Origin of the sequence: Klebsiella sp. K5-45 (assembly GCF_030128605.1) — a bacterium.
In the GTDB taxonomy this organism is placed as follows: domain Bacteria; phylum Pseudomonadota; class Gammaproteobacteria; order Enterobacterales; family Enterobacteriaceae; genus Klebsiella; species Klebsiella quasipneumoniae.
Genome location: NZ_JAKUZW010000007.1, coordinates 93553 through 119401 on the forward strand (window position 1 = coordinate 93553; position 25849 = coordinate 119401).

At 58.4% G+C, this 25849-nt stretch carries 24 protein-coding genes; 19 read left to right on the plus strand and 5 right to left on the minus strand.

The window, feature by feature from the left end; genetic code table 11:
- Nucleotides 1-5 precede the first annotated feature (5 nt).
- The 10 genes from prfC to deoD all read left to right on the plus strand — a co-directional run bounded on the left by prfC (nt 6) and on the right by deoD (nt 10877).
- Nucleotides 6-1595, plus strand: a complete 1590-nt coding sequence (gene prfC / locus MKS11_RS16125) for a peptide chain release factor 3 (protein WP_002887711.1) — start codon at nt 6-8, stop codon at nt 1593-1595.
- 219 nt (nt 1596-1814) lie between these two features.
- Nucleotides 1815-2435, plus strand: a complete 621-nt coding sequence (osmY, locus tag MKS11_RS16130) for a molecular chaperone OsmY (protein WP_017901234.1) — start codon at nt 1815-1817, stop codon at nt 2433-2435.
- Nucleotides 2436-2564: 129 nt separating this feature from the next.
- Nucleotides 2565-2726, plus strand: a complete 162-nt coding sequence (locus tag MKS11_RS16135; RefSeq protein ID WP_002887716.1) for a DUF1328 domain-containing protein — start codon at nt 2565-2567, stop codon at nt 2724-2726.
- Nucleotides 2727-2879: 153 nt separating this feature from the next.
- Entirely contained in the window at nt 2880-3953 is a 1074-nt protein-coding gene (locus MKS11_RS16140; protein WP_004886521.1) for a patatin family protein, read from the plus strand.
- Nucleotides 3950-4744: a metal-dependent hydrolase gene (locus MKS11_RS16145; RefSeq protein ID WP_017901233.1), complete on the plus strand. Its 795-nt coding sequence runs from the start codon at nt 3950-3952 to the stop codon at nt 4742-4744. The genes MKS11_RS16140 and MKS11_RS16145 overlap by 4 nt, the downstream gene beginning before the upstream one ends.
- 129 nt (nt 4745-4873) lie before the next feature.
- Nucleotides 4874-6151, plus strand: coding sequence for a NupC/NupG family nucleoside CNT transporter (locus tag MKS11_RS16150; RefSeq protein ID WP_017901232.1), 1278 nt, complete (start codon nt 4874-4876; stop codon nt 6149-6151).
- Between the two features lie 415 nt (nt 6152-6566).
- On the plus strand, nt 6567-7346 hold the full coding sequence (deoC, locus tag MKS11_RS16155) for a deoxyribose-phosphate aldolase (protein WP_017901231.1): 780 nt from the start codon (nt 6567-6569) through the stop codon (nt 7344-7346).
- 109 nt (nt 7347-7455) lie between these two features.
- The gene (gene deoA / locus MKS11_RS16160; RefSeq protein ID WP_032431297.1) at nt 7456-8778 is read left to right on the plus strand and encodes a thymidine phosphorylase; all 1323 of its coding nucleotides are present in this window, start codon (nt 7456-7458) and stop codon (nt 8776-8778) included.
- A gap of 52 nt (nt 8779-8830) precedes the next feature.
- On the plus strand, nt 8831-10054 hold the full coding sequence (gene deoB / locus MKS11_RS16165) for a phosphopentomutase (RefSeq protein WP_004886536.1): 1224 nt from the start codon (nt 8831-8833) through the stop codon (nt 10052-10054).
- Between the two features lie 103 nt (nt 10055-10157).
- A complete protein-coding gene (gene deoD, locus MKS11_RS16170; RefSeq protein WP_004886539.1) occupies nt 10158-10877 on the plus strand; it encodes a purine-nucleoside phosphorylase in 720 nt (239 codons plus the stop codon).
- An 89-nt stretch (nt 10878-10966) separates the two neighbouring features.
- Here deoD and lplA read toward each other — a convergent pair whose 3' ends face one another.
- Entirely contained in the window at nt 10967-11983 is a 1017-nt protein-coding gene (lplA, locus tag MKS11_RS16175) for a lipoate--protein ligase LplA (protein WP_064178542.1), read from the minus strand.
- Entirely contained in the window at nt 11983-12630 is a 648-nt protein-coding gene (locus MKS11_RS16180) for a YtjB family periplasmic protein (protein ID WP_009309166.1), read from the minus strand. The genes lplA and MKS11_RS16180 overlap by 1 nt, the downstream gene beginning before the upstream one ends.
- 104 nt (nt 12631-12734) lie before the next feature.
- Here MKS11_RS16180 and serB point away from each other — a divergent pair, with 104 nt between their 5' ends.
- From serB to nadR, 3 genes are read left to right on the plus strand one after another with little or no spacing between them, the layout of a single operon-like run.
- A complete protein-coding gene (gene serB / locus MKS11_RS16185; protein ID WP_004886545.1) occupies nt 12735-13706 on the plus strand; it encodes a phosphoserine phosphatase in 972 nt (323 codons plus the stop codon).
- A 9-nt stretch (nt 13707-13715) separates the two neighbouring features.
- Entirely contained in the window at nt 13716-15098 is a 1383-nt protein-coding gene (radA, locus tag MKS11_RS16190) for a DNA repair protein RadA (RefSeq protein ID WP_002887800.1), read from the plus strand.
- A 21-nt stretch (nt 15099-15119) separates the two neighbouring features.
- Nucleotides 15120-16352: a multifunctional transcriptional regulator/nicotinamide-nucleotide adenylyltransferase/ribosylnicotinamide kinase NadR gene (gene nadR / locus MKS11_RS16195; protein WP_004886547.1), complete on the plus strand. Its 1233-nt coding sequence runs from the start codon at nt 15120-15122 to the stop codon at nt 16350-16352.
- 257 nt (nt 16353-16609) lie between these two features.
- Here the strand turns inward: nadR and ettA are convergent, their stop codons facing one another.
- Nucleotides 16610-18277 carry an energy-dependent translational throttle protein EttA gene (ettA, locus tag MKS11_RS16200; RefSeq protein WP_004204211.1) on the minus strand — a complete coding sequence of 556 codons (1668 nt, stop codon included), beginning with the start codon at nt 18275-18277 and terminating at the stop codon, nt 16610-16612.
- A gap of 228 nt (nt 18278-18505) precedes the next feature.
- On the opposite strand from ettA, the gene sltY reads away from it, so the two are divergent.
- Both sltY and trpR read left to right on the plus strand, forming a co-directional pair.
- Nucleotides 18506-20443 (plus strand): murein transglycosylase, encoded by a 1938-nt coding sequence (sltY, locus tag MKS11_RS16205; RefSeq protein WP_032451406.1) that lies wholly within the window; start codon nt 18506-18508, stop codon nt 20441-20443.
- A gap of 88 nt (nt 20444-20531) precedes the next feature.
- Nucleotides 20532-20861, plus strand: a complete 330-nt coding sequence (trpR, locus tag MKS11_RS16210) for a trp operon repressor (RefSeq protein WP_004204213.1) — start codon at nt 20532-20534, stop codon at nt 20859-20861.
- On the opposite strand, the gene yjjX is transcribed toward trpR, so the two are convergent.
- A complete protein-coding gene (gene yjjX, locus MKS11_RS16215) occupies nt 20848-21363 on the minus strand; it encodes an inosine/xanthosine triphosphatase (RefSeq protein ID WP_004204215.1) in 516 nt (171 codons plus the stop codon). The two genes, trpR and yjjX, sit on opposite strands and share 14 nt — an antisense overlap.
- Before the next feature lie 113 nt (nt 21364-21476).
- On the opposite strand from yjjX, the gene gpmB reads away from it, so the two are divergent.
- Nucleotides 21477-22124, plus strand: a complete 648-nt coding sequence (gene gpmB / locus MKS11_RS16220) for a 2,3-diphosphoglycerate-dependent phosphoglycerate mutase GpmB (RefSeq protein WP_004204216.1) — start codon at nt 21477-21479, stop codon at nt 22122-22124.
- On the opposite strand, the gene robA is transcribed toward gpmB, so the two are convergent.
- Nucleotides 22121-22990 carry an MDR efflux pump AcrAB transcriptional activator RobA gene (gene robA, locus MKS11_RS16225; RefSeq protein ID WP_004204217.1) on the minus strand — a complete coding sequence of 290 codons (870 nt, stop codon included), beginning with the start codon at nt 22988-22990 and terminating at the stop codon, nt 22121-22123. The two genes, gpmB and robA, sit on opposite strands and share 4 nt — an antisense overlap.
- A 209-nt stretch (nt 22991-23199) precedes the next feature.
- Between robA and creA the strand changes: the two genes are divergently transcribed.
- Genes creA through creC form a run of 3 tightly spaced genes read left to right on the plus strand, consistent with a single transcriptional unit; the run spans nt 23200 to nt 25799 of the window.
- The gene (gene creA / locus MKS11_RS16230; RefSeq protein WP_009309170.1) at nt 23200-23673 is read left to right on the plus strand and encodes a protein CreA; all 474 of its coding nucleotides are present in this window, start codon (nt 23200-23202) and stop codon (nt 23671-23673) included.
- Between the two features lie 12 nt (nt 23674-23685).
- Nucleotides 23686-24375: a two-component system response regulator CreB gene (creB, locus tag MKS11_RS16235; protein ID WP_009309171.1), complete on the plus strand. Its 690-nt coding sequence runs from the start codon at nt 23686-23688 to the stop codon at nt 24373-24375.
- Nucleotides 24375-25799, plus strand: a complete 1425-nt coding sequence (gene creC, locus MKS11_RS16240; protein ID WP_087771771.1) for a two-component system sensor histidine kinase CreC — start codon at nt 24375-24377, stop codon at nt 25797-25799. Before creB ends, creC begins: the two co-directional genes overlap by 1 nt.
- Nucleotides 25800-25849: the final 50 nt, after the last annotated feature.

Here is a 25849-nt window from a genome sequence, read left to right on the forward strand (position 1 = left end):
TAATTATGACGTTGTCTCCTTATCTGCAAGAGGTGGCCAAACGCCGCACTTTTGCCATTATCTCTCACCCGGATGCCGGTAAGACCACCATCACCGAAAAGGTGCTGCTGTTCGGACAGGCGATTCAGACCGCCGGTACCGTAAAAGGCCGTGGCTCCAGCCAGCATGCGAAATCCGACTGGATGGAGATGGAAAAGCAGCGTGGTATCTCGATCACCACCTCGGTAATGCAGTTCCCGTATCATGACTGCCTGGTGAACCTGCTGGATACCCCGGGGCACGAAGACTTCTCCGAAGATACCTACCGTACCCTGACGGCGGTGGACTGCTGCCTGATGGTGATTGACGCGGCAAAAGGCGTCGAAGATCGGACCCGTAAGCTGATGGAAGTCACCCGTCTGCGCGATACGCCGATCCTCACCTTTATGAACAAACTCGACCGTGATATCCGCGATCCGATGGAGCTGCTGGATGAAGTCGAGAACGAGCTGAAAATTGGCTGCGCGCCGATTACCTGGCCTATCGGCTGCGGTAAGTTGTTCAAGGGCGTCTATCATCTCTACAAAGATGAAACCTACCTGTATCAGACCGGTAAAGGCCATACCATCCAGGAAGTGCGCATCGTGAAGGGGCTCAACAACCCGGATCTTGACGCGGCGGTGGGGGAAGATCTCGCGCAGCAGCTGCGTGACGAGCTGGAGCTGGTGCAGGGCGCGTCGAACGAGTTCGATAAAGATCTGTTCCTGGCCGGGGAAATCACCCCAGTGTTCTTCGGGACCGCGTTAGGTAACTTCGGCGTTGACCATATGCTGGATGGCCTGGTGGAGTGGGCGCCGGCGCCGATGCCGCGTAACACCGACACCCGTGAAGTCACCGCCACGGAAGAGAAGTTCACCGGCTTCGTGTTTAAAATTCAGGCCAATATGGACCCGAAACACCGCGACCGCGTGGCTTTCATGCGCGTGGTGTCCGGTAAATATGAGAAAGGCATGAAACTGCGTCAGGTGCGCATCGGTAAAGACGTGGTGATCTCCGACGCGCTGACCTTTATGGCCGGCGACCGTTCACACGTCGAGGAAGCCTATCCTGGGGATATTATCGGCCTGCATAACCACGGCACCATTCAGATTGGCGATACCTTCACCCAGGGCGAGATGATGAAGTTCACCGGTATTCCGAACTTCGCACCGGAACTGTTCCGTCGTATTCGCCTGAAGGATCCGCTGAAGCAGAAACAGCTGCTGAAAGGGCTGGTTCAGCTCTCTGAAGAGGGCGCGGTGCAGGTCTTCCGTCCGATCGCCAATAACGATCTGATCGTCGGCGCCGTGGGGGTGCTGCAGTTTGACGTCGTCGTGGCGCGCCTGAAAAGCGAATACAACGTGGAAGCGATTTACGAATCCGTCAACGTGGCCACCGCGCGCTGGGTTGAATCCACTGACGTGAAGAAATTCGAAGAGTTCAAGCGTAAAAACGAAGTTCAGCTGGCACTGGATGGCGGCGATAACCTGACTTACATCGCTCCGACGATGGTCAACCTGAACCTGACGCAGGAGCGTTATCCTGACGTGGTGTTCCGCAAAACGCGCGAGCACTAATCCCTGACGAAGCGCGGCCCAGGCCGCGCTTTTTTCTTCTTCTGCCCGCGCTTCCTTCCTTCTGGAAAGTTCTTAAAACGCCGCTAATTCGTCTGTTTTTTATCCATATCCTCCGCAACCCCTTCGCCTGTCTACTATATTTAATTCGTGTTTTTAAAAATGCTGGCGTAATTCACTGCGATAAGACGCCAGCGCTGGTGAAAAAACGAGGACATCACGATGACCAGACTAAAGAATGCCAATATGTTGCTGGCGCTCTTCTTAGGCTTAGCCGCGTTGAACGCCTCGGCAGAGACGGAAAAAACAACGGTAGACAGTGCGAAGTCAGCTGCCAGCAATGCGGGAGAGGCGGTAGACAATTCGATTAATAAAGTCGGCGATTTTATGGACGACAGCACCATTACCGCGCGGGTAAAGGCGGCGCTGATCGACCATAAGGATATTAACTCCGGCGATATTTCGGTGAAAACGGAAAACAAAGTGGTCACCCTCAGCGGCGACGTCACCAGTGCTGAACAGAAAAGTCAGGCGCTGAGCGTGGCAAAAGCGGTCGAAGGCGTCTCTCAGGTTAACGACAAACTGACGGTGCAGCACAAATCGTCGAGCGAGACGGCGACGCTGAAAGGCTATGCCGGGGATACCGCTATTACCAGCGAAGTGAAAGCCAAGCTGCTGGCGGATGACATTGTCCCTTCGCGCAATGTGAAAGTAGAAACTAACGCCGGCGCCGTGCATCTGACCGGTACGGTGGCTTCCGCTGCGCAGGCTGAGCGCGCCGCAGAGATTGCGAAAGCGGTCTCCGGTGTGAAAAGCGTCCGCAACGATCTTAGCGTGAAGTAAATCGAGTTATTAACAAAAGTGTTGTCTGGCCAAGGTTGCCGAACGAATAGCAGCATCCACTGAGCGATGAGCTAGACAGAAAGGGTGCGCAAACCGCTGTTCACCGTCCATTATGGTAAGGAGAAAAGTATGTTTCGATGGGGAATTATTTTTCTGGTCATTGCATTAATTGCTGCGGCCCTGGGCTTCGGTGGTCTGGCGGGTACTGCCGCTGGCGCCGCGAAAATCGTCTTTGTCGTCGGGATTATCCTGTTCCTGGTGAGCCTGTTTACTGGACGCAGACGTCCTTAGGTGGCCCGCGATGCGGGCGATGCTGAAGCCTGAGCATTTTTACTGACACGTCGTCTTACACAAAGCCAGTCCTGTGGACTGGCTTTCGCGGTTTAAGCGGCGGGCAAATTGCGTTACCTTGTCAGGAGAAGACCAATCGAACAGGAAAGCAGGGTGGGGCAACGCATTCCCGTCACGCTGGGCAATATCGCCCCGCTGGCGGTTAAACCCTTCCGACCAGGCAAGCTGGCGCTGGTGTGTGAAGGCGGGGGACAGCGAGGGATTTTCACCGCCGGGGTTCTGGACGAATTCATGCGCGCCGGATTTAACCCCTTTGACCTGATGCTGGGGACTTCCGCGGGGGCGCAAAACCTCTCCGCCTACATGTGTAATCAGCAAGGCTATGCCCGCAAAGTCATCACCCGCTACACCACCTCACGCCAGTTTTTCGATCCGATGCGCTTTGTGCGCGGCGGCAACCTTATCGATCTCGACTGGCTGGTCGAGGCCACCTCGCAGCAGATGCCGCTGGCCATGAACTATGCTGAAACGCAGTTCGCGCAGGGAAAAGAGCTGTGGATGTGCGCCTGTCGCGGCGACGATTACTCCGCCAGCTATTTTTCACCAACGCCGCAAACCTGGCTGGATCTGATCCGCGCCTCCAGCGCCATCCCTGGATTTTATCGCAGCGGCGTATTGCTTGACGGCGTCAGCTACCTTGACGGCGGCGTCAGCGATGCGATCCCGGTTCAGGAGGCGGCCCGCCGCGGCGCTCAGACCATCGTGGTGATCCGCACCGTCCCCTCGCAGATGTTTTATACCCCGGAGTGGTTTAAGCGGATGGAGCGCTGGCTGGGGGAGAGCAGCCTGCAGCCGCTGGTCAATCTGGTGCATCACCACGAAACCACCTATCGCGCCATCCAGCAGTTCATCGAGAAACCGCCCGGTAAGCTGCGGATCTTCGAAATCTATCCCCAGCGGCCGCTGCGCAGCATGGCGCTTGGCAGCCGACTGCCGGCGCTGCTGGAGGACTACAAAACCGGACGCCAGTGCGGCCGTTATTTCCTGGCCACCGTGGGTAAACTGCTGGCCGACCGGCCGCCGCTGTTGCGCCACGCGCCGCGTGTTGCCCGGCCCTCGCCGGTGGTGGTGCCGCCGGTGCCGGTGGCCAATGAAGCGCCGCAGGCGACCATCATCGCTGCGCCGCAGGCCAATGACGCAAGCTTTAATCATGAGGATCTGGCGTGACGCACCGTTTTATCGATACCCACTGCCACTTCGATTTTCCCCCCTTCGCGGAAGATGAGGTCGCCAGCCTGGCGCGTGCGGCGCAGGCCGGCGTCGGACGAATTATCGTTCCGGCCATCTCCGCTGAGCGTTTTAGCCGCGTGCTGGCGCTGGCGGCGCAGCACGAGGCGCTGTATGCCGCGCTGGGCCTGCATCCGATTGTCATTGAGCAGCATACCGATGAGGGGCTGGCGCAACTGGAGGCGTCGCTGGCGCAGCGCCCGCCAAAACTGGTGGCGGTGGGGGAGATTGGTCTCGATCTCTATCGCGACGAGCCGCAGTTCGATCGTCAGCAGGCGCTGCTGGAAGCGCAGCTGCGTCTGGCGAAGCGTTACGATCTGCCGGTGATTCTCCACTCCCGACGCACCCACGATAAGCTGGCGATGCTGCTGAAAAAACATGCCCTGCCGCGTACTGGGGTGGTACATGGCTTCGCCGGCAGTCTGCAGCAGGCCGAGCGCTTTGTGCAGCTTGGCTATAAGATCGGCGTTGGCGGCACCATTACCTATCCCCGCGCCAGCAAAACCCGCGAGGTGATGGCGCGTCTGCCGCTTTCAGCCCTGCTGCTGGAGACCGATGCCCCGGATATGCCGCTCAATGGCTTTCAGGGACTGCCCAATCGCCCGGAGCAAGCTGCGCGGGTATTTGAGGCCCTGTGCGAACTGCGCCCTGAGCCTCCGGCAGCTATAGCCGAAGGGATAATGCGCAACACACTCGCCTTGTTTTCCTTACCCTCAGCCACTGTATGGTGATCGAATTCTCATAATTGTCCATCCATATCATTGATTTGCTTAAAATGTGTGAAGCCAGGCGGGCAGGATAGTTTCGGGCCGATATAATCACGCCGTTAGTGCTGGACTATCAAAACACAGGGAATCTGTATGCAAATCCTCATGGGACTTATCGGCATGGTGGCGCTGTTGGCCATTGCTGTGCTGCTCTCCAATAATCGAAAAGCCATTAACCTGCGTACCGTGCTCGGCGCCTGGATAATCCAGGTGGGTATCGGCGCGTTAATATTGTATGTACCGGCCGGGCGCTCGGCGCTGTTAGCGATGTCGAACGGCGTCGCCAGCGTTATTGCCTACGGCAATGAAGGGATTAGTTTCATCTTCGGCGGGCTGGTTTCCGATAAAATGTTCGAGGTATTTGGCGGCGGCGGCTTCGTCTTTGCCCTGCGCGTGCTGCCGGTGATCGTTTTCTTCTCGTCGCTGATTGCCGTGCTTTACTACCTGGGCATTATGCAGCTGGTCATTCGCATTCTCGGCGGCGCGCTGCGGGCGGTTCTGAAGACCTCGCGTACCGAGTCGCTGTCGGCCACGGCGAACATCTTCGTTGGTCAGACCGAAGCGCCGCTGGTGGTGCGTCCTTATATCGCCACCATGACCCGCTCGGAGCTGTTTGCGGTCATGTGCGGCGGCCTGGCCTCGGTGGCGGGTTCCGTGCTGGCGGGCTATGCGCAGATGGGCGTTCCGCTGGAGTACCTGATTGCCGCGTCGTTTATGGCGGCGCCGGGTGGACTGCTGTTTGCCAAAATTATCGTACCGGAAACGGAGAAACCGGACGATAACCCAGCTCATGACCGCCAGAGCGCGGATGCGGATAAACCGGCCAACGTGCTGGACGCCGCCGCCTCCGGCGCCGCGTCTGGTATGCAGCTGGCGCTCAACGTCGGCGCAATGCTGCTGGCGTTTATTGCGCTGATCGCTTTGCTGAACGGCATTCTGTCCGGCGTCGGCGGCTGGTTTAACCATCCGGAGCTGTCGCTGCAGATGATCCTCGGCTGGGTCTTCTCACCGCTGGCGTGGGTGATCGGCGTGCCGTGGCACGAAGCGACGGTAGCGGGGTCGTTTATCGGCCAGAAGCTGATCATTAACGAGTTCGTGGCCTATATGAACTTTGGCGAGTATCTGAAGGCGGACGCTGAGGTGGCGGCGGCCGGGCTGCAGGTCATTTCAGATCACACCAAAGCCATTATCTCTTTCGCGCTATGCGGATTCGCCAATCTGTCATCGATCGCCATCCTGATTGGCGGCCTCGGGGGGATGGCACCCAACCGGCGTCAGGATATCGCCCAGCTTGGGCTGCGTGCGGTGGCGGCGGGGACGCTGTCTAACCTGATGAGCGCCACCATCGCCGGGGTTTTCCTCGCCCTCTAAACCTGTTACCTGAACCAGCGGCCGTCGCGTCGCTGGTTTTATTGAGTTTGTGAAAATTCCATCATTTCTGGTTTTCAGAAAAACCATTTACATTTCAAATGATAATCATTTTATCACCGGCAGTACGGATAAAATATGCGCCACGTTGTCGAGTGGCGCTGTTATTATGTGTTAGAATTGTCACATCCCCATTGGTTGCAGAGTTTTGATTATGCTTAAGAGGGGCGTGATGATAATTGTCGCGGTATGCACCGATGTTTCGTGATTAAAATCACATTACAGTAATGCAAATTAGTAAGTAGTTTTCATTAACTGTGATGAATGTCGAAGTGTAACAGCGAGTGAATGTTACAATAGTAACAGACTCGCAAGGTGAACAAACTATTGAACCGGCACTGCGCCGGCGGAGTATGAAATGACTGATTTAAAAGCAAGCAGCCTGCGCGCGTTAAAACTGATGGACCTGACCACCCTGAACGACGACGACACCAATGAGAAGGTGATTGCCCTGTGTCATCAGGCGAAAACCCCGGTGGGTAACACCGCGGCGGTCTGTATCTATCCGCGCTTCATCCCGATTGCCCGTAAGACGCTGAACGAGCAGGGAACGCCGGATATCCGCATCGCCACGGTCACCAACTTCCCGCACGGTAATGACGATATCGACATTGCTCTGGCGGAAACCCGCGCGGCGATCGCTTACGGTGCTGATGAAGTGGACGTGGTATTCCCGTACCGCGCGCTGATTGCCGGTAACGAACAGGTCGGCTTCGAGCTGGTGAAAGCCTGTAAAGAGGCCTGCGCGGCGGCCAACGTGCTGCTGAAAGTGATCATCGAAACCGGTGAGCTGAAAGAAGAAGCGCTGATCCGTAAAGCGTCTGAAATCTCTATCAAAGCCGGGGCCGATTTCATCAAAACCTCGACCGGTAAAGTGCCGGTGAATGCCACGCCAGAAAGCGCGCGCATCATGATGGAAGTCATTCGTGATATGGGCGTTGAGAAAACCGTTGGCTTCAAACCGGCGGGCGGCGTGCGCAGCGCGGAAGATGCGCAGCAGTTCCTGGCGATCGCCGATGAGCTGTTTGGCGCCGACTGGGCCGATGCTCGTCACTACCGCTTTGGCGCCTCCAGCCTGCTGGCCAGCCTGTTGAAAGCCTTGGGTCACGGCGACGGCAAGAGCACCAGCAGCTACTGATTGTCAGACATTGCCGGATGAGGCTTCACTTATCCGGCCTACAGGATCGTAGGGCGGGTAAGCGTAGCGCCACCCGCCACCATTCACCCGATTCCTCATGGGGGTTACCGTGTTTCTCGCACAAGAAATTATTCGTAAAAAACGTGATGGTCAGGCATTAAGCGATGAAGAGATCCGCTTTTTCATCAACGGCATCCGCGACAATACTATCTCAGAAGGGCAGATCGCCGCGCTGGCGATGACCATCTTCTTCCATGATATGTCTATGCCGGAGCGCGTTTCGCTGACCATGGCGATGCGGGATTCCGGTACCGTTCTGGACTGGAAAAGCCTCAACCTTAACGGCCCCATCGTCGATAAACACTCCACCGGCGGCGTCGGGGATGTCACTTCGCTGATGCTGGGGCCGATGGTGGCCGCCTGCGGCGGCTATGTGCCGATGATTTCCGGCCGCGGCCTCGGCCATACCGGCGGTACCCTGGATAAACTGGAAGCCATCCCGGGCTTCGATATCTTCCCGGACGACAACCGCTTCCGCGAGATTATTAAAGATGTCGGCGTGGCGATTATCGGGCAGACCAGCTCCCTCGCTCCGGCGGACAAACGTTTCTATGCCACCCGCGATATTACCGCGACGGTGGACTCCATCCCGCTGATCACCGCCTCGATCCTTGCCAAAAAGCTGGCGGAAGGGCTGGATGCGCTGGTGATGGACGTTAAAGTCGGCAGCGGCGCGTTTATGCCGACTTATGAGCTTTCCGCCGCGCTGGCGGAAGCGATCGTCGGGGTCGCCAACGGCGCCGGCGTGCGCACCACCGCGCTGCTGACCGATATGAACCAGGTGCTGGCCTCCAGCGCCGGGAACGCCGTTGAAGTTCGCGAAGCGGTTCAGTTCCTGACCGGCGAATACCGCAACCCACGCCTGTTCGACGTGACGATGGCGCTGTGTGTGGAGATGCTGATTTCCGGCAAGCTGGCGGCGGACGATACCGATGCGCGCGCGAAGCTGCAGGCGGTGCTGGATAACGGTAAAGCAGCGGAAGTCTTTGGTCGCATGGTCGCGGCGCAGAAAGGACCGAGCGACTTTGTCGAGAATTATGATCATTATCTGCCGACGGCGATGCTGAGCAAAGCAGTCTATGCTGATACCGAAGGTTTTATCAGCGCGATGGACACTCGCGCGCTGGGCATGGCAGTGGTTTCTATGGGTGGCGGCCGCCGTCAGGCATCAGACACCATTGACTATAGCGTTGGCTTTACCGAGATGGCGCGTCTGGGTGACCGCGTGGACGGACAGCGTCCGCTGGCGGTGATCCATGCCAAAGACGAGAACAGCTGGCAGGAGGCCGCGAAAGCGGTCAAAGCGGCCATTAAACTGGACGATAAAGCTCCGGAAATTACACCGACAGTCTATCGCCGTATCACTGAATAGCGATATACTGATCTGATCGCTTTTTTGCAGCGCAAGATGTATGGAGAACAAGATGAAACGTGCATTTATCATGGTGCTGGACTCCTTTGGGATTGGCGCAACGGAAGACGCAGACCGCTTTGGCGACGTCGGCGCCGATACGCTGGGTCACATTGCGGAAGCCTGCGCCAAAGGCGAAGCTGACCACGGCCGCAAAGGCCCGCTGAATTTACCGAACCTGACCCGTCTGGGGCTGGTGAAAGCGCATGAAGGCTCCACCGGTAAAATTGCCGCCGGAATGGATGGCAATGCCGAAGTGATTGGCGCCTATGCCTGGGCGCATGAACTCTCTTCTGGTAAAGATACGCCGTCCGGCCACTGGGAAATCGCTGGCGTGCCGGTACTGTTTGACTGGGGCTACTTCAGCGATCACGAAAACAGCTTCCCGCAGGAGCTGCTGGATAAGCTGGTGAAACGCGCCAACCTGCCGGGCTACCTCGGCAATTGCCACTCTTCCGGGACGGTGATCCTCGATCAGCTCGGCGAAGAGCATATGAAAACCGGGAAACCGATTTTCTATACCTCCGCTGACTCCGTATTCCAGATCGCCTGTCATGAAGAGACCTTTGGCCTCGACAAACTGTATGAGCTGTGCGAAATCGCCCGTGAAGAGCTGACCGAAGGCGGCTACAACATTGGCCGCGTCATCGCCCGTCCGTTTATCGGCGATAAAGCCGGTAACTTCCAGCGTACTGGCAACCGTCACGATCTGGCGGTCGAACCGCCGGCGCCGACCGTGCTGCAGAAGCTGGTTGACGAGAAGAACGGCCACGTGGTGTCTGTCGGTAAGATAGCGGATATCTACGCCAACTGCGGCATCACCAAAAAAGTGAAAGCCACCGGGCTGGACGCGCTGTTCGACGCTACCATTAAAGAGATGAAGGAAGCTGGCGACGAGACTATCGTCTTCACCAACTTCGTCGACTTTGACTCCTCCTGGGGCCACCGTCGCGATGTCGCCGGCTACGCGGCGGGTCTGGAACTGTTCGACCGTCGTCTGCCGGAGCTGATGGAGCTGGTAGGGGAAGACGACATTCTGATCCTCACCGCCGACCACGGCTGCGACCCGACCTGGACCGGTACCGACCACACCCGCGAGCATATTCCGGTGCTGGTGTACGGCCCGAAAGTGAAACCAGGTTCGCTCGGTCACCGTGAAACCTTCGCGGACATCGGCCAGACTATCGCGAAATACTTTGGTACGTCTGACATGGAATATGGCAAAGCCATGTTCTGAGGTCATTGCCCGGTGGCGCACAGCGATCCGGGCCTACTATTTTGTAGGCCGGGTAAGGCGTAGCCGCCACCCGGCAAAAACAACAATATAAAAGGAACTGAAGATGGCAACTCCTCACATTAACGCAGAAATGGGCGATTTCGCTGACGTAGTTTTGATGCCGGGCGACCCGCTGCGCGCCAAGCACATTGCCGAAACCTTCCTCGAAGACGTGCGTGAAGTGAATAACGTGCGCGGCATGCTGGGCTTCACCGGCACCTATAAAGGCCGCAAAATCTCCGTAATGGGCCACGGGATGGGTATCCCGTCCTGCTCTATCTACACCAAAGAGCTGATCACCGATTTCGGCGTTAAGAAAATCATCCGCGTTGGCTCCTGCGGCGCAGTGCGCGAAGACGTCAAACTGCGCGACGTGGTGATCGGCATGGGCGCTTGCACCGACTCCAAAGTGAACCGTCTGCGTTTTAAAGACCATGACTTCGCGGCGATTGCCGATTTCGGCATGGTGCGTAACGCGGTAGACGCGGCGAAAGCGTTGGGCGTTGACGCGCGCGTCGGCAACATCTTCTCCGCAGACCTGTTCTATACCCCGGACCCGTCCATGTTCGACGTGATGGAAAAATACGGCATCCTGGGCGTGGAAATGGAAGCGGCGGGTATCTACGGCGTGGCGGCGGAGTTCGGGGCGAAAGCGCTGACCATCTGCACCGTGTCTGACCATATTCGTACCCACGAGCAGACCACTGCCGCGGAGCGTCAGACCACGTTCAACGACATGATTAAAATCGCGCTGGAATCGGTACTGCTGGGCGACCAGGAGTAAGCGTGGTATAGCCCGGTAGCGCTTTGTTTACCGGGCTTGAGTCAAATCTGTAGGCCGGATAAGGCGTAGCCGCCATCCGGCTTTTTTTATCAGCGCACCGCGCCGGCAATCCATGCCGACAGTTCTTTCAGTTCCGCTTCTTGCTCCGGGAAATCGCCGACCAGCGCCTCACACTGCTGCTGCAAAACCTCAGCCCGATACTGACAGCCGACTAAGCGTGCCGCCAGCGCCTCCAGCGGCGCCGGATTCAGGCTATCGGTAAAGGCCTGCGCGCGGGTGATATGTCCTTTCTCAACGTCAAAATGCAGCTCGACGCCGCCCCAGGGGAAGCGCTCGTCCAGCAGGTGGGAAAAGGCGGGCGCCTGGCCGAAGTTCCATTCCCAGCTGCTCTGGCGAGCGAAAGTGTCGGCAAAGTTCGGCAGGTCCGGCGTGTTGTCCGGGGAGATCACCTCGGCGTCTACCCGTTCGCCGTAATGGCTGAAGAACGCCTCCTGGATCGCCTCGCAAACTTGCTGATGGGTAATGCCCGGCAGTAGCTCAACCAGATTCGCCACTCGCCCGCGCACCGAGGTAATGCCTTTAGCCTGCAGCTTTTTCTGGTCCGGGTTGAGGTAGTTGGCAAGACGGCTTAAATCGGCGTTGAGCAGCAGGGTGCCGTGGTGAAAACCGCGGTCCATGGTTTCACGATAGGCGGAGCCGGAGACTTTGCGGTCGCCGCTGTTGGTTTTGACCACCAGATCGTTGCGCCCGGAGGCTTCGGCGGTTACGCCGAGTGAATTGAGCGCCGCCAGCACAATAGCGGTGGAGACGGTTTTGTCGTACTCCGGTTTGCCAGCCATAAAGGTAAAGCAGGTATTGCCGAGGTCGTGGAACACCGCGCCGCCGCCGCTGCTACGACGGGCCAGCCGCACATGATCTTCTTCCATTCGGCGGGTATTACACTCCTTCCACGGGTTCTGCGCGCGGCCGATGACCACGGTATCGGCATTGCGCCACAGGAACAGCACCCGCTGGGTGGCGGGCATCTGGCGGAAAATGCACTCCTCGACCGCCAGGTTGAACCACGGGTCGTAAGAGTCAGAAAGCAGGAGGCGCAGTGTGGACATTATAGATTTCCTTTCTTTTCATCGTCTTCATCCTCAACCGGCTTGTTGGCGGTGAGCAGGAAGGGCGATTGCTGCCAGCGGGTGCGTTTGCCCTGCAGCAGCGTGCGGGTCAGTACCACGCCGATGGCCAGGGACAGCAACAGCATCAGGCGTAAGATATTGGTGGTATTATCCACCTGCTTCGCCTCGGTCGCCAGAGTATGGGTATCGAGGGTCAGACGCAGATAGCCCAGCGGGCCATTTTTTCCCGGCACCGGTTCGACAATCTGCTGGTTGAAGTAGCCGCCGGCTTTCTTACCATCCAGCGCCAGCCGGTCGCGAACCTCGACGCTTTCGCCAGAGCGCGCCACCAGGTCGCCCTGTTCGTCATATACCCCGGCGTCAAGTACGCGGCTGTTGTGGGTGAGCTGCGTCAACAGCTGATGGATGCGCTTCTCGTCCGGCGTCTCGCTGCGCATTAGCGGCGCGAGATTCAGCACCACCTGCTGCGCCAGCGTGCGGGCCAGCTCTTCCATCTGCGGATTGCGTTGTTTCTGACTGTTCTGACTGAACCACGAGGCGCCCTGCATCAGCGCGACGAGCAGGGCGAGACAGATAAGGACAATGACCGCACGATGCAGCCGGAATTTCAGTTTTGCGCGAACCATATTCCACCTTTGAAAATTTGCAGCTTAATGTTGCCAGAAGCGCTGGTTACAAGGTAGCCTCATGCGTTATTTTCCTCGCCTGAATGAAGAGATGTGGAGCCGTAATGCCTAACAGTTTGACCTGGTGCGACCTGCCTGAAGACGTTTCCCTGTGGCCTGGGTTGCCGCTTTCCCTGAGCGGTGACGAGGTCATGCCGCTGGATTATCACGCCGGGCGCAGCGGTTGGCTGCTGTACGGACGTGGGCTGGATAAACGCCGTCTGACGGCGTGGCAGCGCGAGCTGGGCGCCGCGTTAGTGATCGTCGCCTCCTGGGTGGTCGAGGATTACCAGGTGATCCGCCTGGCGGGCTCGCTTACCCCGCGTGCGACGCGACTGGCGCATGAGGCGGGGCTGGACGTCGCGCCATTGGGTAAAATCCCCCATCTGCGCACCCCAGGGCTGCTGGTGATGGATATGGACTCCACGGCGATCCAAATTGAATGCATCGATGAGATCGCGAAACTGGCCGGCACCGGCGAGCTGGTGTCAGAAGTGACCGAGCGGGCGATGCGTGGCGAGCTGGACTTCACCGCCAGCCTGCGCCAGCGCGTGGCGACGCTAAAAGACGCCGATGCCAACATTCTGCTGCAGGTTCGCGACGCGCTGCCGCTGATGCCGGGCCTGGCGCAGCTGGTGCTCAAGCTGGAAACGCTGGGCTGGAAGGTGGCGATCGCCTCCGGCGGCTTTACCTTCTTTGCGGAGTATCTGCGCGACAAACTGCATCTCGACGCGGTGTTCGCCAACGAACTGGAGATCCGCGACGGTAAGCTTACCGGCAACGTGCTCGGCGATATCGTCGATGCCAAATACAAAGCCAATACGCTGCGCAAGCTGGCGGAAAAGTATGAGATCCCAACGGCGCAGACCGTGGCCATCGGCGATGGCGCCAACGACCTGCCGATGATTAAAGCTGCCGGGCTTGGCATCGCATATCATGCGAAGCCTAAAGTGAATGAACAGGCGGAAGTGACTATCCGCCACGCTGACCTGATGGGGGTATTCTGTATTCTCTCGGGCAGCATGAACCAAAAGTAAGAGGTAAACGTGGCGAAAGCTCCAAAACGCGCATTTGTCTGTAATGAATGTGGTGCGGATTATCCGCGGTGGCAGGGGCAATGCAGCGCCTGCCATGCCTGGAATACCATCACCGAGATGCGCATCGCCGCGTCGCCGCAGGTGGCGAGAAACGAGCGTTTGTCAGGCTACGCCGGTAACGCCGGCGTCTCGAAGGTGCAGAAGCTGTCAGACATCAGCCTGGAAGCGCTGCCGCGTTTCTCCACCGGGTTTAAAGAGTTCGATCGCGTACTCGGCGGCGGCGTGGTGCCGGGCAGCGCGATCCTGATTGGCGGCAACCCCGGCGCGGGGAAATCGACCCTGCTGCTGCAGACTTTGTGCAAGCTGGCGGAAGGGATGAAAACGCTGTACGTCACCGGGGAGGAGTCCCTACAGCAGGTGGCGATGCGCGCCCATCGCCTTGGGCTGCCGACGGCGAACCTGAACATGCTCTCGGAAACCAGCATTGAGCAGATCTGTCAGATTGCCGATGAAGAAAAACCGCAGCTGATGGTGATCGACTCAATCCAGGTGATGCATATGGCCGACGTTCAGTCGTCGCCGGGCAGCGTCGCCCAGGTACGTGAAACGGCGGCCTATCTGACGCGCTTTGCCAAAACTCGCGGCGTGGCGATCGTTATGGTCGGCCACGTCACCAAAGACGGTTCGCTGGCCGGCCCGAAGGTGCTGGAGCACTGTATTGACTGCTCGGTGCTGCTGGACGGTGATGCCGACTCCCGCTTCCGCACTCTGCGCAGCCACAAAAACCGCTTTGGCGCGGTGAATGAGCTGGGCGTTTTCGCCATGACCGAGCAGGGGCTGCGCGAAGTGAGCAACCCGTCCGCTATCTTCCTCAGCCGGGGAGATGAAATCACCTCCGGCAGCTCGGTGATGGTGGTCTGGGAAGGGACCCGCCCGCTGCTGGTGGAGATCCAGGCGCTGGTGGATCACTCGATGATGTCCAACCCGCGCCGCGTGGCGGTGGGGCTGGAACAGAACCGTCTGGCGATCCTGCTGGCGGTGCTGCATCGCCACGGCGGCCTGCAGATGGCCGATCAGGACGTTTTCGTCAACGTGGTCGGCGGGGTGAAGGTCACGGAAACCAGCGCCGATCTGGCGCTACTGCTGGCGATGGTCTCCAGCCTGCGCGATCGCCCGCTGCCGCAGGACCTGGTGGTCTTTGGCGAAGTGGGGCTGGCCGGCGAAATTCGCCCGGTGCCGAGCGGTCAGGAGCGTATCTCCGAAGCAGCGAAGCATGGCTTCCGCCGCGCCATCGTCCCGGCGGCCAATGTGCCGAAAAAAGTGCCGGAAGGCATGCAAATCTTTGGTGTGAAAAAGCTTTCAGACGCGCTAAGCGTTTTTGACGACTTATAATAAGTTAAAAGGAGATTAGCGATGTCGTCATTTGACTATTTAAAAAGCGCCATAAAGCAGAAAGGCTGTACCCTGCAGCAGGTGGCGGAAGCCAGCGGGATGACCAAGGGGTATCTCAGCCAGCTGTTGAACGCCAAAATCAAAAGCCCGAGCGCGCAGAAGCTTGAAGCGCTGCATCGCTTCCTCGGGCTGGAGTTTCCCCGCCGACAGAAAAGCGTCGGCGTGGTGTTTGGTAAGTTTTACCCGCTGCATACCGGGCACATCTATTTGATTCAACGCGCCTGTAGCCAGGTCGATGAGCTGCATATCATCATGGGCTACGACGATACTCGCGACCGCGAGCTGTTTGAAGAGAGCGCCATGTCGCAGCAGCCAACGGTGCCTGACCGCCTGCGCTGGCTGCTACAGACCTTTAAGTATCAGAAGAATATTCGCATCCATGCGTTCAATGAAGAGGGGATGGAGCCCTATCCGCACGGCTGGGATGTGTGGAGTCATGGGATCCGCGCTTTTATGAGCGAAAAAGGGATCGAGCCGAACCGGATCTATACCTCGGAAGAGGCCGATGCGCCGCAGTACCTTGAGCATCTGGGGATCGAGACGGTGCTTATCGATCCTAAGCGGACCTTTATGAATATTAGCGGCGGCCAGATCCGCGAGAACCCGTTCCGCTACTGGGAATATATTCCGACGGAAGTGAAACCGTTCTTTGTGCGGACGGTGGCGATCCTCGGCGGCGAGTCGAGCGGTAAATCAACGCTGGTCAATAAGCTCGCCAATATCTTCAATACTACCAGCGCCTGGGAATATGGCCGGGATTATGTCTTTTCGCATCTCGGCGGCGATGAGATGGCGCTCCAGTATTCTGATTACGATAAAATTGCCCTCGGGCATGCCCAGTATATTGATTTCGCAGTGAAATATGCCAACAAGGTGGCATTTATCGATACCGACTTCGTCAGTACTCAGGCGTTCTGTCTGAAGTACGAGGGGCGTGAGCACCCGTTCGTGCAGGCGCTGATTGATGAATACCGCTTTGACCTGGTGATCCTGCTGGAGAACAACACCCCGTGGGTGGCTGATGGGTTACGCAGTCTTGGGAGTTCGGTGGATCGTAAAGAGTTTCAGTCGCTGCTGGTGTCGCTGCTGAAAGAGAATGAGATCGAGTTCGTCCATGTTAAGGAGTCGGACTATGATACGCGCTTCCTGCGCTGCGTCGAGCTGGTGAAGCAGCTGATGGGGGAGCAGGGGTAGATCCTCTGCGGGCTGTTGCCCTCACCCCGGCCCTCTCCCGGTGGGAGAGGGAGCAAACCCTAAAAAAGGCAACTTGCGTTGCCTTTTTACTTTTACCTTGCCCTCACCCCGGCCCTCTCCCGGTGGGAGAGGGAGCAAACCCTAAAAAAGGCAACTTGCGTTGCCTTTTTACTTTTACCTTGCCCTCACCCCGGCCCTCTCCCGGTGGGAGAGGGAGCAAACATTAAAAAAGGCAACTTGCGTTGCCTTTTTGCATTTTATTTTGAGATACGTTTGTACTTGATTCGCTTGGGCTCCAGCGCGTCGGCGCCGAGAGTGCGTTTCTTGTACTCTTCGTACTCGGTAAAGTTACCTTCGAAGAACTCCACCTTACCTTCATCCTGGTAATCCAGAATGTGGGTGGCAATACGGTCAAGGAACCAGCGGTCGTGCGAGATAACCATCGCGCAGCCCGGGAACTCCAGCAGGGCGTTTTCCAGCGCGCGCAGGGTTTCGATATCCAGGTCGTTGGTCGGTTCATCGAGCAGCAGGACGTTACCGCCGACCTGCAGCAGCTTCGCCAGGTGCAGACGACCGCGTTCACCGCCGGACAGCTCGCCAACGCGTTTACCCTGGTCGACGCCTTTGAAGTTAAAGCGGCCCACGTAGGCGCGGCTCGGCATTTCGGTGTTGCCGATCTTCATGATATCCAGGCCGCCGGACACTTCTTCCCACACGGTTTTGCTGTTGTCCATCGCGTCGCGGAACTGATCGACGGAAGCCAGCTTAACGGTTTCACCCAGGGTGATGGTGCCGGAATCTGGCTGTTCCTGGCCAGACATCATGCGGAAGAGGGTGGATTTACCCGCGCCGTTCGGACCGATGATGCCGACGATAGCGCCTTTCGGTACCGAGAAGCTCAGATCGTCGATCAGCACGCGGTCGCCGTAGGATTTGCGCAGATGGCTGACTTCCAGAACTTTATCGCCCAGACGCGGGCCTGGCGGAATGAACAGTTCGTTGGTCTCGTTACGTTTCTGGTATTCAACGTTGTTAAGCTCTTCAAAGCGCGCCAGACGGGCTTTGCCCTTAGACTGACGGCCTTTCGCGCCCTGGCGTACCCACTCGAGCTCTTTCTCGATGGATTTGCGGCGTGCGGCTTCCTGAGAAGCTTCCTGCGCCAGACGCTGATCTTTCTGCTCCAGCCAGGAGGAGTAGTTGCCTTCCCACGGAATACCTTCGCCGCGGTCAAGTTCGAGGATCCAGCCGGCGACGTTATCGAGGAAGTAACGGTCGTGGGTAATCGCCACCACGGTGCCTTCGAAGTCGTGCAGGAAGCGTTCCAGCCAGGCGACGGACTCGGCGTCGAGGTGGTTAGTCGGTTCGTCGAGCAGCAGCATATCCGGTTTTTCCAGCAGCAGGCGGCACAGTGCGACGCGGCGGCGTTCACCACCGGAAAGATTAGCGATTTTCGCATCCCAGTCCGGCAGGCGCAGGGCGTCGGCCGCGCGCTCCAGCTGCACGTTCAGGTTGTGGCCGTCGTGCGCCTGGATAATCTCTTCGAACTTGCCTTGCTGTGCGGCAAGCTTATCGAAGTCCGCATCCGGCTCGGCGTATTTGGCATAGACTTCGTCCAGACCCTTCAGCGCGTTAACCACTTCGGCGACCGCTTCTTCCACGGACTCGCGCACGGTGTGCTCCGGGTTGAGCTGCGGCTCCTGCGGCAGGTAGCCAATTTTAATGCCGGGCTGCGGACGCGCTTCACCTTCGATCTCGGTGTCGATACCGGCCATGATGCGCAGCAGGGTAGATTTACCGGCGCCGTTCAGACCGAGCACACCGATTTTCGCGCCAGGGAAAAAGCTGAGGGAGATATTTTTCAAAATATGACGTTTCGGCGGAACCACTTTGCCGACACGATGCATGGTATAAACGAATTGAGCCACGTTGGACTTCGCCTCTTTCTATTTTGATAGATAGTTCAAAGCCGAAGTGTAGCCTTTTTCGCGCGCTAATCCCAGCGAGGCGACAGGATTCACAGAAGCGTAAAAAAATGTTCAGGACATGGCGCGTTTAGCGTTGTCTGATTAGCATAAGTAAAGCCGCCTGCCGAACCGGCAGGGGCTTTTAAGCGGCACGATGCTGCGAAAATGCACCTGAAAGAGGAAGAGCTTGTGGAAAAAGCCAAAAAAATGGCGTGGCATCTTTTGGCTGCCAGCGTTGGTCTGTTGGCGTTGAGTCAGCTGGCGCATGCGGATTCACTGGATGAACAGCGCAGCCGCTACGCACAAATTAAGCAGGCGTGGGATAACCGGCAGATGGATGTGGTTGACCAGCTGATGCCCACGTTAAGCACCTATCCCCTGTATCCCTATTTGCAGTACCGGCAGATTACCGACGATCTGATGAACCAGCCGGCGCTGGTGGTGAAAAACTTTATTGACGCCAACCCGACGCTGCCCCCGGCGCGTTCATTACGTTCGCGTTTCGTGAATGAACTGGCCCGGCGCAGCGACTGGCGCGGCTTGCTGGCGTTTAGCCCCGATAAGCCGACCAGCACCGAGGCGCAGTGCAACTACTACTACGCCAAACTGAGCGTGGGTCAGTCGCAGGAGGCCTGGAGCGGAGCGAAAGCGCTCTGGCTGACGGGCAAGAACCAGCCCGGCGCCTGTGAACCGCTGTTCAGCGCCTGGCGCGACTCCGGCCAACAGGATCCGCTGGCCTATCTCGAACGGATCCGCCTGGCGATGAAGGCCGGCAATATTGGGTTGGTGAAATCGCTGGCCCAGCAGATGCCTGCCAACTACCAGAGCATCGCCAGCGCCGTGGTCGCCCTGGCTAACGATCCTAACAGCGTTCTGACCTTTGCCCGCACCACCGGGGCGACGGACTTTACCCGCCAGATGGCCGCCGTCGCTTTCGCCAGCGTCGCCCGTCAGGATGTGGAAAATGCCCGTTTGATGATCCCTTCGCTGGTGCAGGCCCAGCAGCTCAATGAGGATCAGACCCAGGAGCTACGCGATATTGTCGCCTGGCGCCTGATGGGGAACGATGTGACCGAAGATCAGGCCATCTGGCGCGACGATGCGATTATGCGCTCGCAGTCCACGCCGCTGGTGGAGCGGCGGGTACGGATGGCGCTGGGGACGGGCGATCGCCATGGTCTGAATACCTGGCTGGCGCGCCTGCCGATGGAGGCGAAAGAGAAAGACGAATGGCGCTACTGGCAGGCGGATCTGTTGCTGGAGCGCGGCAGGGACGAGGAGGCGCAGGCGATCCTCCGGTCGTTGATGCAGCAGCGGGGTTTCTACCCGATGGTCGCTGCGCAGCGTCTCGGCGAGGAGTATACCTTCCGCATTGATAAAGCGATTGGCACGCTCGATCCGGCGCTGGCCTCCGGTCCGGAGATGGCCCGGGTGCGCGAGCTGATGTACTGGAATATGGATAACACCGCGCGCACTGAATGGGCGAACCTGGTCACCAGCCGTAGTAAATCCCAGCAGGCGCAGCTCGCGCGTTACGCTTTTGATCAACACTGGTGGGATCTGAGCGTGCAGGCGACGATCGCCGGAAAACTGTGGGATCAGCTGGAGGAGCGCTTCCCGCTGGCCTATAACGATCTGTTTGCCCGCTATATCAGCGGTAAAGATATTCCGCAGAGCTACGCGATGGCGATTGCCCGCCAGGAGAGCGCCTGGAACCCGAAAGTGCGCTCGCCGGTCGGCGCCAGCGGGCTGATGCAGATTATGCCGGGCACCGCGACGCATACCGTCAGCATGTTCAGCATTCCCGGCTACAGCGGCCCGTCGCAGCTGTTGGATCCGGAAACCAACATCAACATCGGCACCAGCTATCTGCAGTACGTTTACCAGCAGTTCGGTAATAACCGCATCTACGCCTCGGCGGCCTATAACGCCGGGCCGGGTCGGGTACGCACCTGGCAGGGGAACAGCGCCGGACGGATCGACGCCGTGGCGTTTGTCGAGAGTATTCCGTTCTCGGAAACACGCGGCTACGTGAAGAATGTCCTCTCCTATGACGCCTACTATCGCTACTTTATGGGACAGCAGGATAAGCTCTTCAGCGATGCGGAGTGGCGGCAGCGTTACTGATCGCCGGGAAGTATGTTATGCTTTGTACTCGTTGATGAGTACATTCGACGGGCAGCGTAAGCTGCCCGTCTCAATATGGTGGCGCGATATGACCCAACAATCTCCCTATTCCGCGGCCGTTGCCGAACAACGTCATCAGGAGTGGCTGCGCTTTGTGGCGCTGCTACAGCAGGCCTATGCGCAGGATCTGCATCTACCGTTGCTGCAGCTCATGCTGACCCCTGATGAGCGTGAAGCGCTGGGGACTCGGGTGCGCATTATCGAAGAGCTGCTGCGCGGTGAGATGAGCCAGCGCGAGCTGAAAAATGAGCTCGGTGCCGGCATTGCGACCATTACCCGCGGGTCCAACAGCCTGAAGTCGGCGCCGGTTGAGCTGCGCCAGTGGCTGGAGCAGACGCTGTTGGCTAGCGATAAATAGCGTTGTGGAACGGGCTTAACGCCAGCACGACCGCCTGATGGTAAACGCTGCTGCGGGTTAATTTGCCGCCGGTGAAAACCCCAATCGCTCCCTCTTTACGACCAATCTGATCGATGCCGGTATACTGCGACATGACCGGCCCGAGGGCTTCGCCAGCGCGAACCTGCTCAAGAATAACGTCAGGCAACGGCAGCGTGGCTGAGCGCGCTTCTCCGCGCTGGCTGGCGCTTTCGATGACCACCCAGCTAAAGGTACTGTCATCGTCAATTCCGGCTTCGATGGCGACCCAGAAATCGGCATGGGGCTGGGCGAGGCGCGCATTGGCGACGCGATTTCGTGCGCCAGCGCGCGTTTCCTCGCTGCCGAAGGGCTGTTCCGGCACGCCGCTCTCGACGGAGACGGACTCAATGTGGCAGGATCCTTCGCCGAAAATCTCGTCAAAAGCCTGCAGAATTGCCTGAATTTTGGCGGGATTAGTGGTCGCTGAGACAACATGGTGCATAATCAAAACAACTCAGAATAAACTAACGTCATCGCAGTATACTCTAAATCACCCCCAGGGCAGTCGGTAATGCCTGCAAGCGGTCGATAACGAGTTCAGAACGGAAAAAAAGCATGTTACAGGTATACCTTGTTCGCCACGGTGAAACGCAGTGGAACGCCGAGCGACGTATTCAGGGTCAGTCCGACAGCCCGCTGACCGCACACGGTGAGCGCCAGGCCTGGCAGGTTGGCGAGCGCGCCAGAACGCTGGGGATCACCCATATCATTACCAGCGATCTGGGGCGAACCCGTCGCACAGCAGAGATTATCGCCGAAGCCTGCGGCTGCAGCGTGATCGCTGATGCGCGCCTGCGCGAGCTGGATATGGGAGTGCTGGAGAAGCGCCATATTGACTCGCTCAGCGAAGAAGAAGAGGGCTGGCGCCGCCAGTTGGTCAACGGCACGCCGGATGGTCGCATTCCGCAGGGCGAATCGATGCAGGAGCTTAGCGAACGTATGCATGCGGCGCTGGCCGCCTGTCTGGAATTACCGGCCGGTAGTCGACCGCTGCTGGTGAGTCATGGTATCGCGCTGGGCTGCCTGGTGAGTACGATTTTAGGGCTGCCGGCATACGCAGAGCGTCGTCTGCGCCTGCGCAACTGCTCGATCTCGCGCGTCGATTATCAGCAAAGCCCGTGGCTGGCTTCCGGCTGGGTGGTGGAAACGGCGGGCGACGTCTCGCATCTTGACGCCCCCGCGATGGACGAGCTGCAGCGTTAACGGCGGATCGGGATCAGATACTCGCAGCGCAACTGAATCGGCGTGGCCTGATCCCGGCTTTCATCTTCAGGATAGAAGCGTTCAATATCCAGCCCCTTGCGACGCGTCAGGTTCAGCATCGGCATGCAGGTGCCGTAGACCGTCAGGATGAATTCCTGCAGGCCGGTACCCAGCCCTTCATACGTAAACATGACATACTCGCCGCCCTCCAGCGTCACCGGATGGGCGTTCTGCAGGTGGCCGTTAGCCATCTCCGGCGTCAGCGCGGTGGTATAGAACACTTCCTGCTCATCGTCTTTCTCCAGGCTCGGACGCGGTTCATGCAGCCCGTAGAGCACCGGGGGGATCGACGGCGAGTTGCCGAGGAAATCTCGCCAGAACTGGACCCGCATCTGGTTGCGGAAGTCGGAGATTTCCTCCAGCTTACAGGTATAGCTCTGAGTCACACCGAGCAGTTGAGTCGTGGGTAGGGCGACAAATTCATGTTTCGGCAGGGTAAACTCGCCAAGACGTAGCGGCGGACGCATACCGAACGAGCTCCAGTCCGGCGAGCGGCGGTAGAGAGCCGGCGTCAGCGAGAATTGCTTCTTGAACGCACGGGTGAAGGTCTGCTGGGAGTCGAAACGGTACTGCAGCGCAATATCAAGGATTGGACGGGCGGTAAGGCGTAATGCGACAGCTGATTTCGACAACCGGCGCGCGCGAATATAGGCACCGATAGCGTGGCCGGTGACATCCTTAAACATTCGCTGCAGATGCCACTTGGAATAACCTGCCTTCGCCGCCACATTGTCCAGAGAAAGCGGCTGATCCAGGTGACCTTCCAGCCAGCTAAGGAGATCGCGAATAATCCCTGCTTGATCCATAAAATGTCCCCATCCTTAAACACAGGTGCCTGATATTAAAGTAGCGGATAATAGCATTTTTTGATGTTTTAGCATTCAGTGTTTTTTTTGCTTTTAAATGCGGTAGGTCAGTGGATCTGAACGATAATTTTGTAAAGCTGTGATCTATAAACCTTTTCTGCTAGGTCCGTGATAATCACTTAGCTATATTTTTTAATAATGGTAACAATATGAAATACAAGAAGTTTGCGATGGGCCTGCTGTTGCTGGCCGGCTGTCAGGTTGCTCAGGCGGAGCAGATTGGTTCCGTGGATACGGTCTTCAAATGGTTAGGACCGGATCACAAAATTGTCGTCGAAGCCTTTGACGATCCGGATGTACAGAACGTGACCTGCTATATCAGCCGGGCGAAAACCGGCGGGATCAAAGGCGGCCTGGGGCTGGCGGAGGATACCTCCGACGCGGCCATCTCCTGCCAGCAGGTCGGGCCGATTGAGCTGACGGACAAAATCAAAAATGGCAAAAGCCAGGGCGACGTGGTGTTCCAGAAGCGCACCTCGTTAGTATTTAAAAAGCTACAGGTCGTTCGCTTCTATGATGCGAAGCGCAATGCGCTGGTCTACCTGACCTATTCGGATAAAGTAGTTGATGGTTCGCCGAAGAACGCCATCAGCGCCGTGCCGATTATGCCCTGGAATAAATAAACGGGAGCGCGCATGCAGCAGCCATGGATTTGGTTAGTTGAGGATGAACAGAGTATCGCCGATACCCTGGTTTATATGCTCCAGCAGGAGGGCTTCCAGGTCACCGTCTTCGACCGCGGGTTGCCCGCGCTGGAGGCGGCGGCGCATCAGGCGCCCGATGTCGCCATCCTCGACGTTGGCTTGCCGGATATCAGCGGCTTCGAGCTCTGTCGGCGCCTGCTGACGCGCTTTCCGGCGCTGCCGGTGCTGTTTCTCACGGCGCGGAGCGATGAGGTCGATAAGCTGCTGGGGCTGGAAATCGGCGCTGACGATTACATCGCCAAGCCGTTTTCGCCGCGCGAAGTTTGCGCGCGGGTGCGCAGCGTGCTGCGACGGCTGCAAAAATTTGCCGCGCCTTCGTCGGTAGTTCGCGTCGGCGAGTTTGTGCTTGACGAGCAGGCGGCGTCGATAAGCTGGTTCGGCCAGCCCCTGAACCTGACGCGCTATGAATTTCTGCTGTTGAAAACTTTGCTTCACGCGCCCGGTCGCGTTTTCTCCCGTCAGCAGCTGATGGAGCGGGTATGGAGCGATGCCTGGGAAAGCCTCGACCGCACCGTCGACACCCACATCAAAACCCTGCGCGCTAAACTGCGGGCCGTGAATCCTGATTTGTCGCCAATCAATACCCATCGCGGGATGGGCTACAGCCTGGGGCGCAGCTGATGCGCATCGGCATGCGCCTGCTGCTGGGCTATTTCCTTATCGTCGCGATCGCCGCGTGGTTTGTACTGTCGATCTTTGTCCAGGAAGTGAAGCCGGGCGTGCGCCGGGCGACGGAGGGGACCCTCAACGATACCGCCACCCTGCTGGCGGCGCTGGCGCGTGAGGACCTGCTGGTGGCAAACCCGCAGCAGGGCAGGCTGGCGCAGGCCTTTCAACAGCTCAACCAGCAGCGGCTAAACGCCAACATTGGCGGAATTAAAAAGGTGCGTAATGAGTACCGCGTCTATCTGACCGATGCCCGGGGCAAGGTCGTGTTTGACTCCAGTGGAGAGGCGACAGGGCAGGACTATTCACGCTGGAACGACGTCTGGCTCACCCTGCGCGGGCAGTATGGCGCGCGCAGTTCGCGCAGCGATCCGCATGATGAAGCCAGCTCGGTGATGTATATCGCCGCGCCGGTGATGGATAAGGGGCGGATTATCGGCGTGCTGAGCGTCGGTAAACCCAACCTGGCGATGACGCCGGTCATTAAGCGCAGCGAGCGGCGGATCCTCTGGGCCGGCGGCGCCCTGCTGGGCATTGCGCTGTTGATCGGCTGCGGCGTCGTCTGGTGGATCAATTTCTCTATCGGTAAGCTGGTGCGCTATGCGGACTCCGTGACCGCTGACCGCCCGCTGCCGTTGCCGGAGGTCGGCAGCAGCGAACTGCGTAAGCTGGCCCAGGCGCTGGAGAGCATGCGGGTGAAGCTCGAAGGCAAAAACGCCATCGAAAACTATGTCTATGACCTGACGCACGAGCTGAAAAGTCCGCTGGCGGCTATTCGCGGTGCGGCGGAAATTCTGCGCGAAGGGCCGCCGCCTGCGGTGGCGGCGCGGTTTACTGAGAATATCCTTGCGCAGAACACCCGCATGCAGCTGCTGGTGGAGCGGTTACTCCAGCAGGCGCGACTGGAAAGCCGGCTGGAGATAAAGCTACAGCCGGTGTCGATAGATGCGCTATACCAACGCCTGGCGGAGGAGCGCGACATCGCCCTGGCGGCGAAAGCCATTACTCTGCGCTGGCAGGCGAGTGGGATGCTGGTCAATGGCGATGGCGAACTGCTGGCCCAGGCGCTGGGTAATCTGCTCGACAACGCGATTGATTTTACCCCCCAGGGCGGCGAGATCGCCCTGGGGGTAGAGAAACGGAATGCAGAGGTGCGACTGAGCGTAACGGATAACGGATGCGGTATTCCGGAGTATGCCCTGACGCGGATCTTTGATCGGTTCTACTCGCTGCCGCGTGAAGACGGCCACAAGAGCAGCGGCCTTGGGCTGGCCTTCGTTCGTGAAGTGGCGCGCCTGCATCATGGCGATATCCGTCTGCACAATCGCCCTGAAGGCGGCGTGGTCGCTACGCTGAGACTTCACCGTCCCTTCACATAGCTTCAAATTCTCCCCACACAGCCGCCCTATGGTGAGGCCATCACGATAGG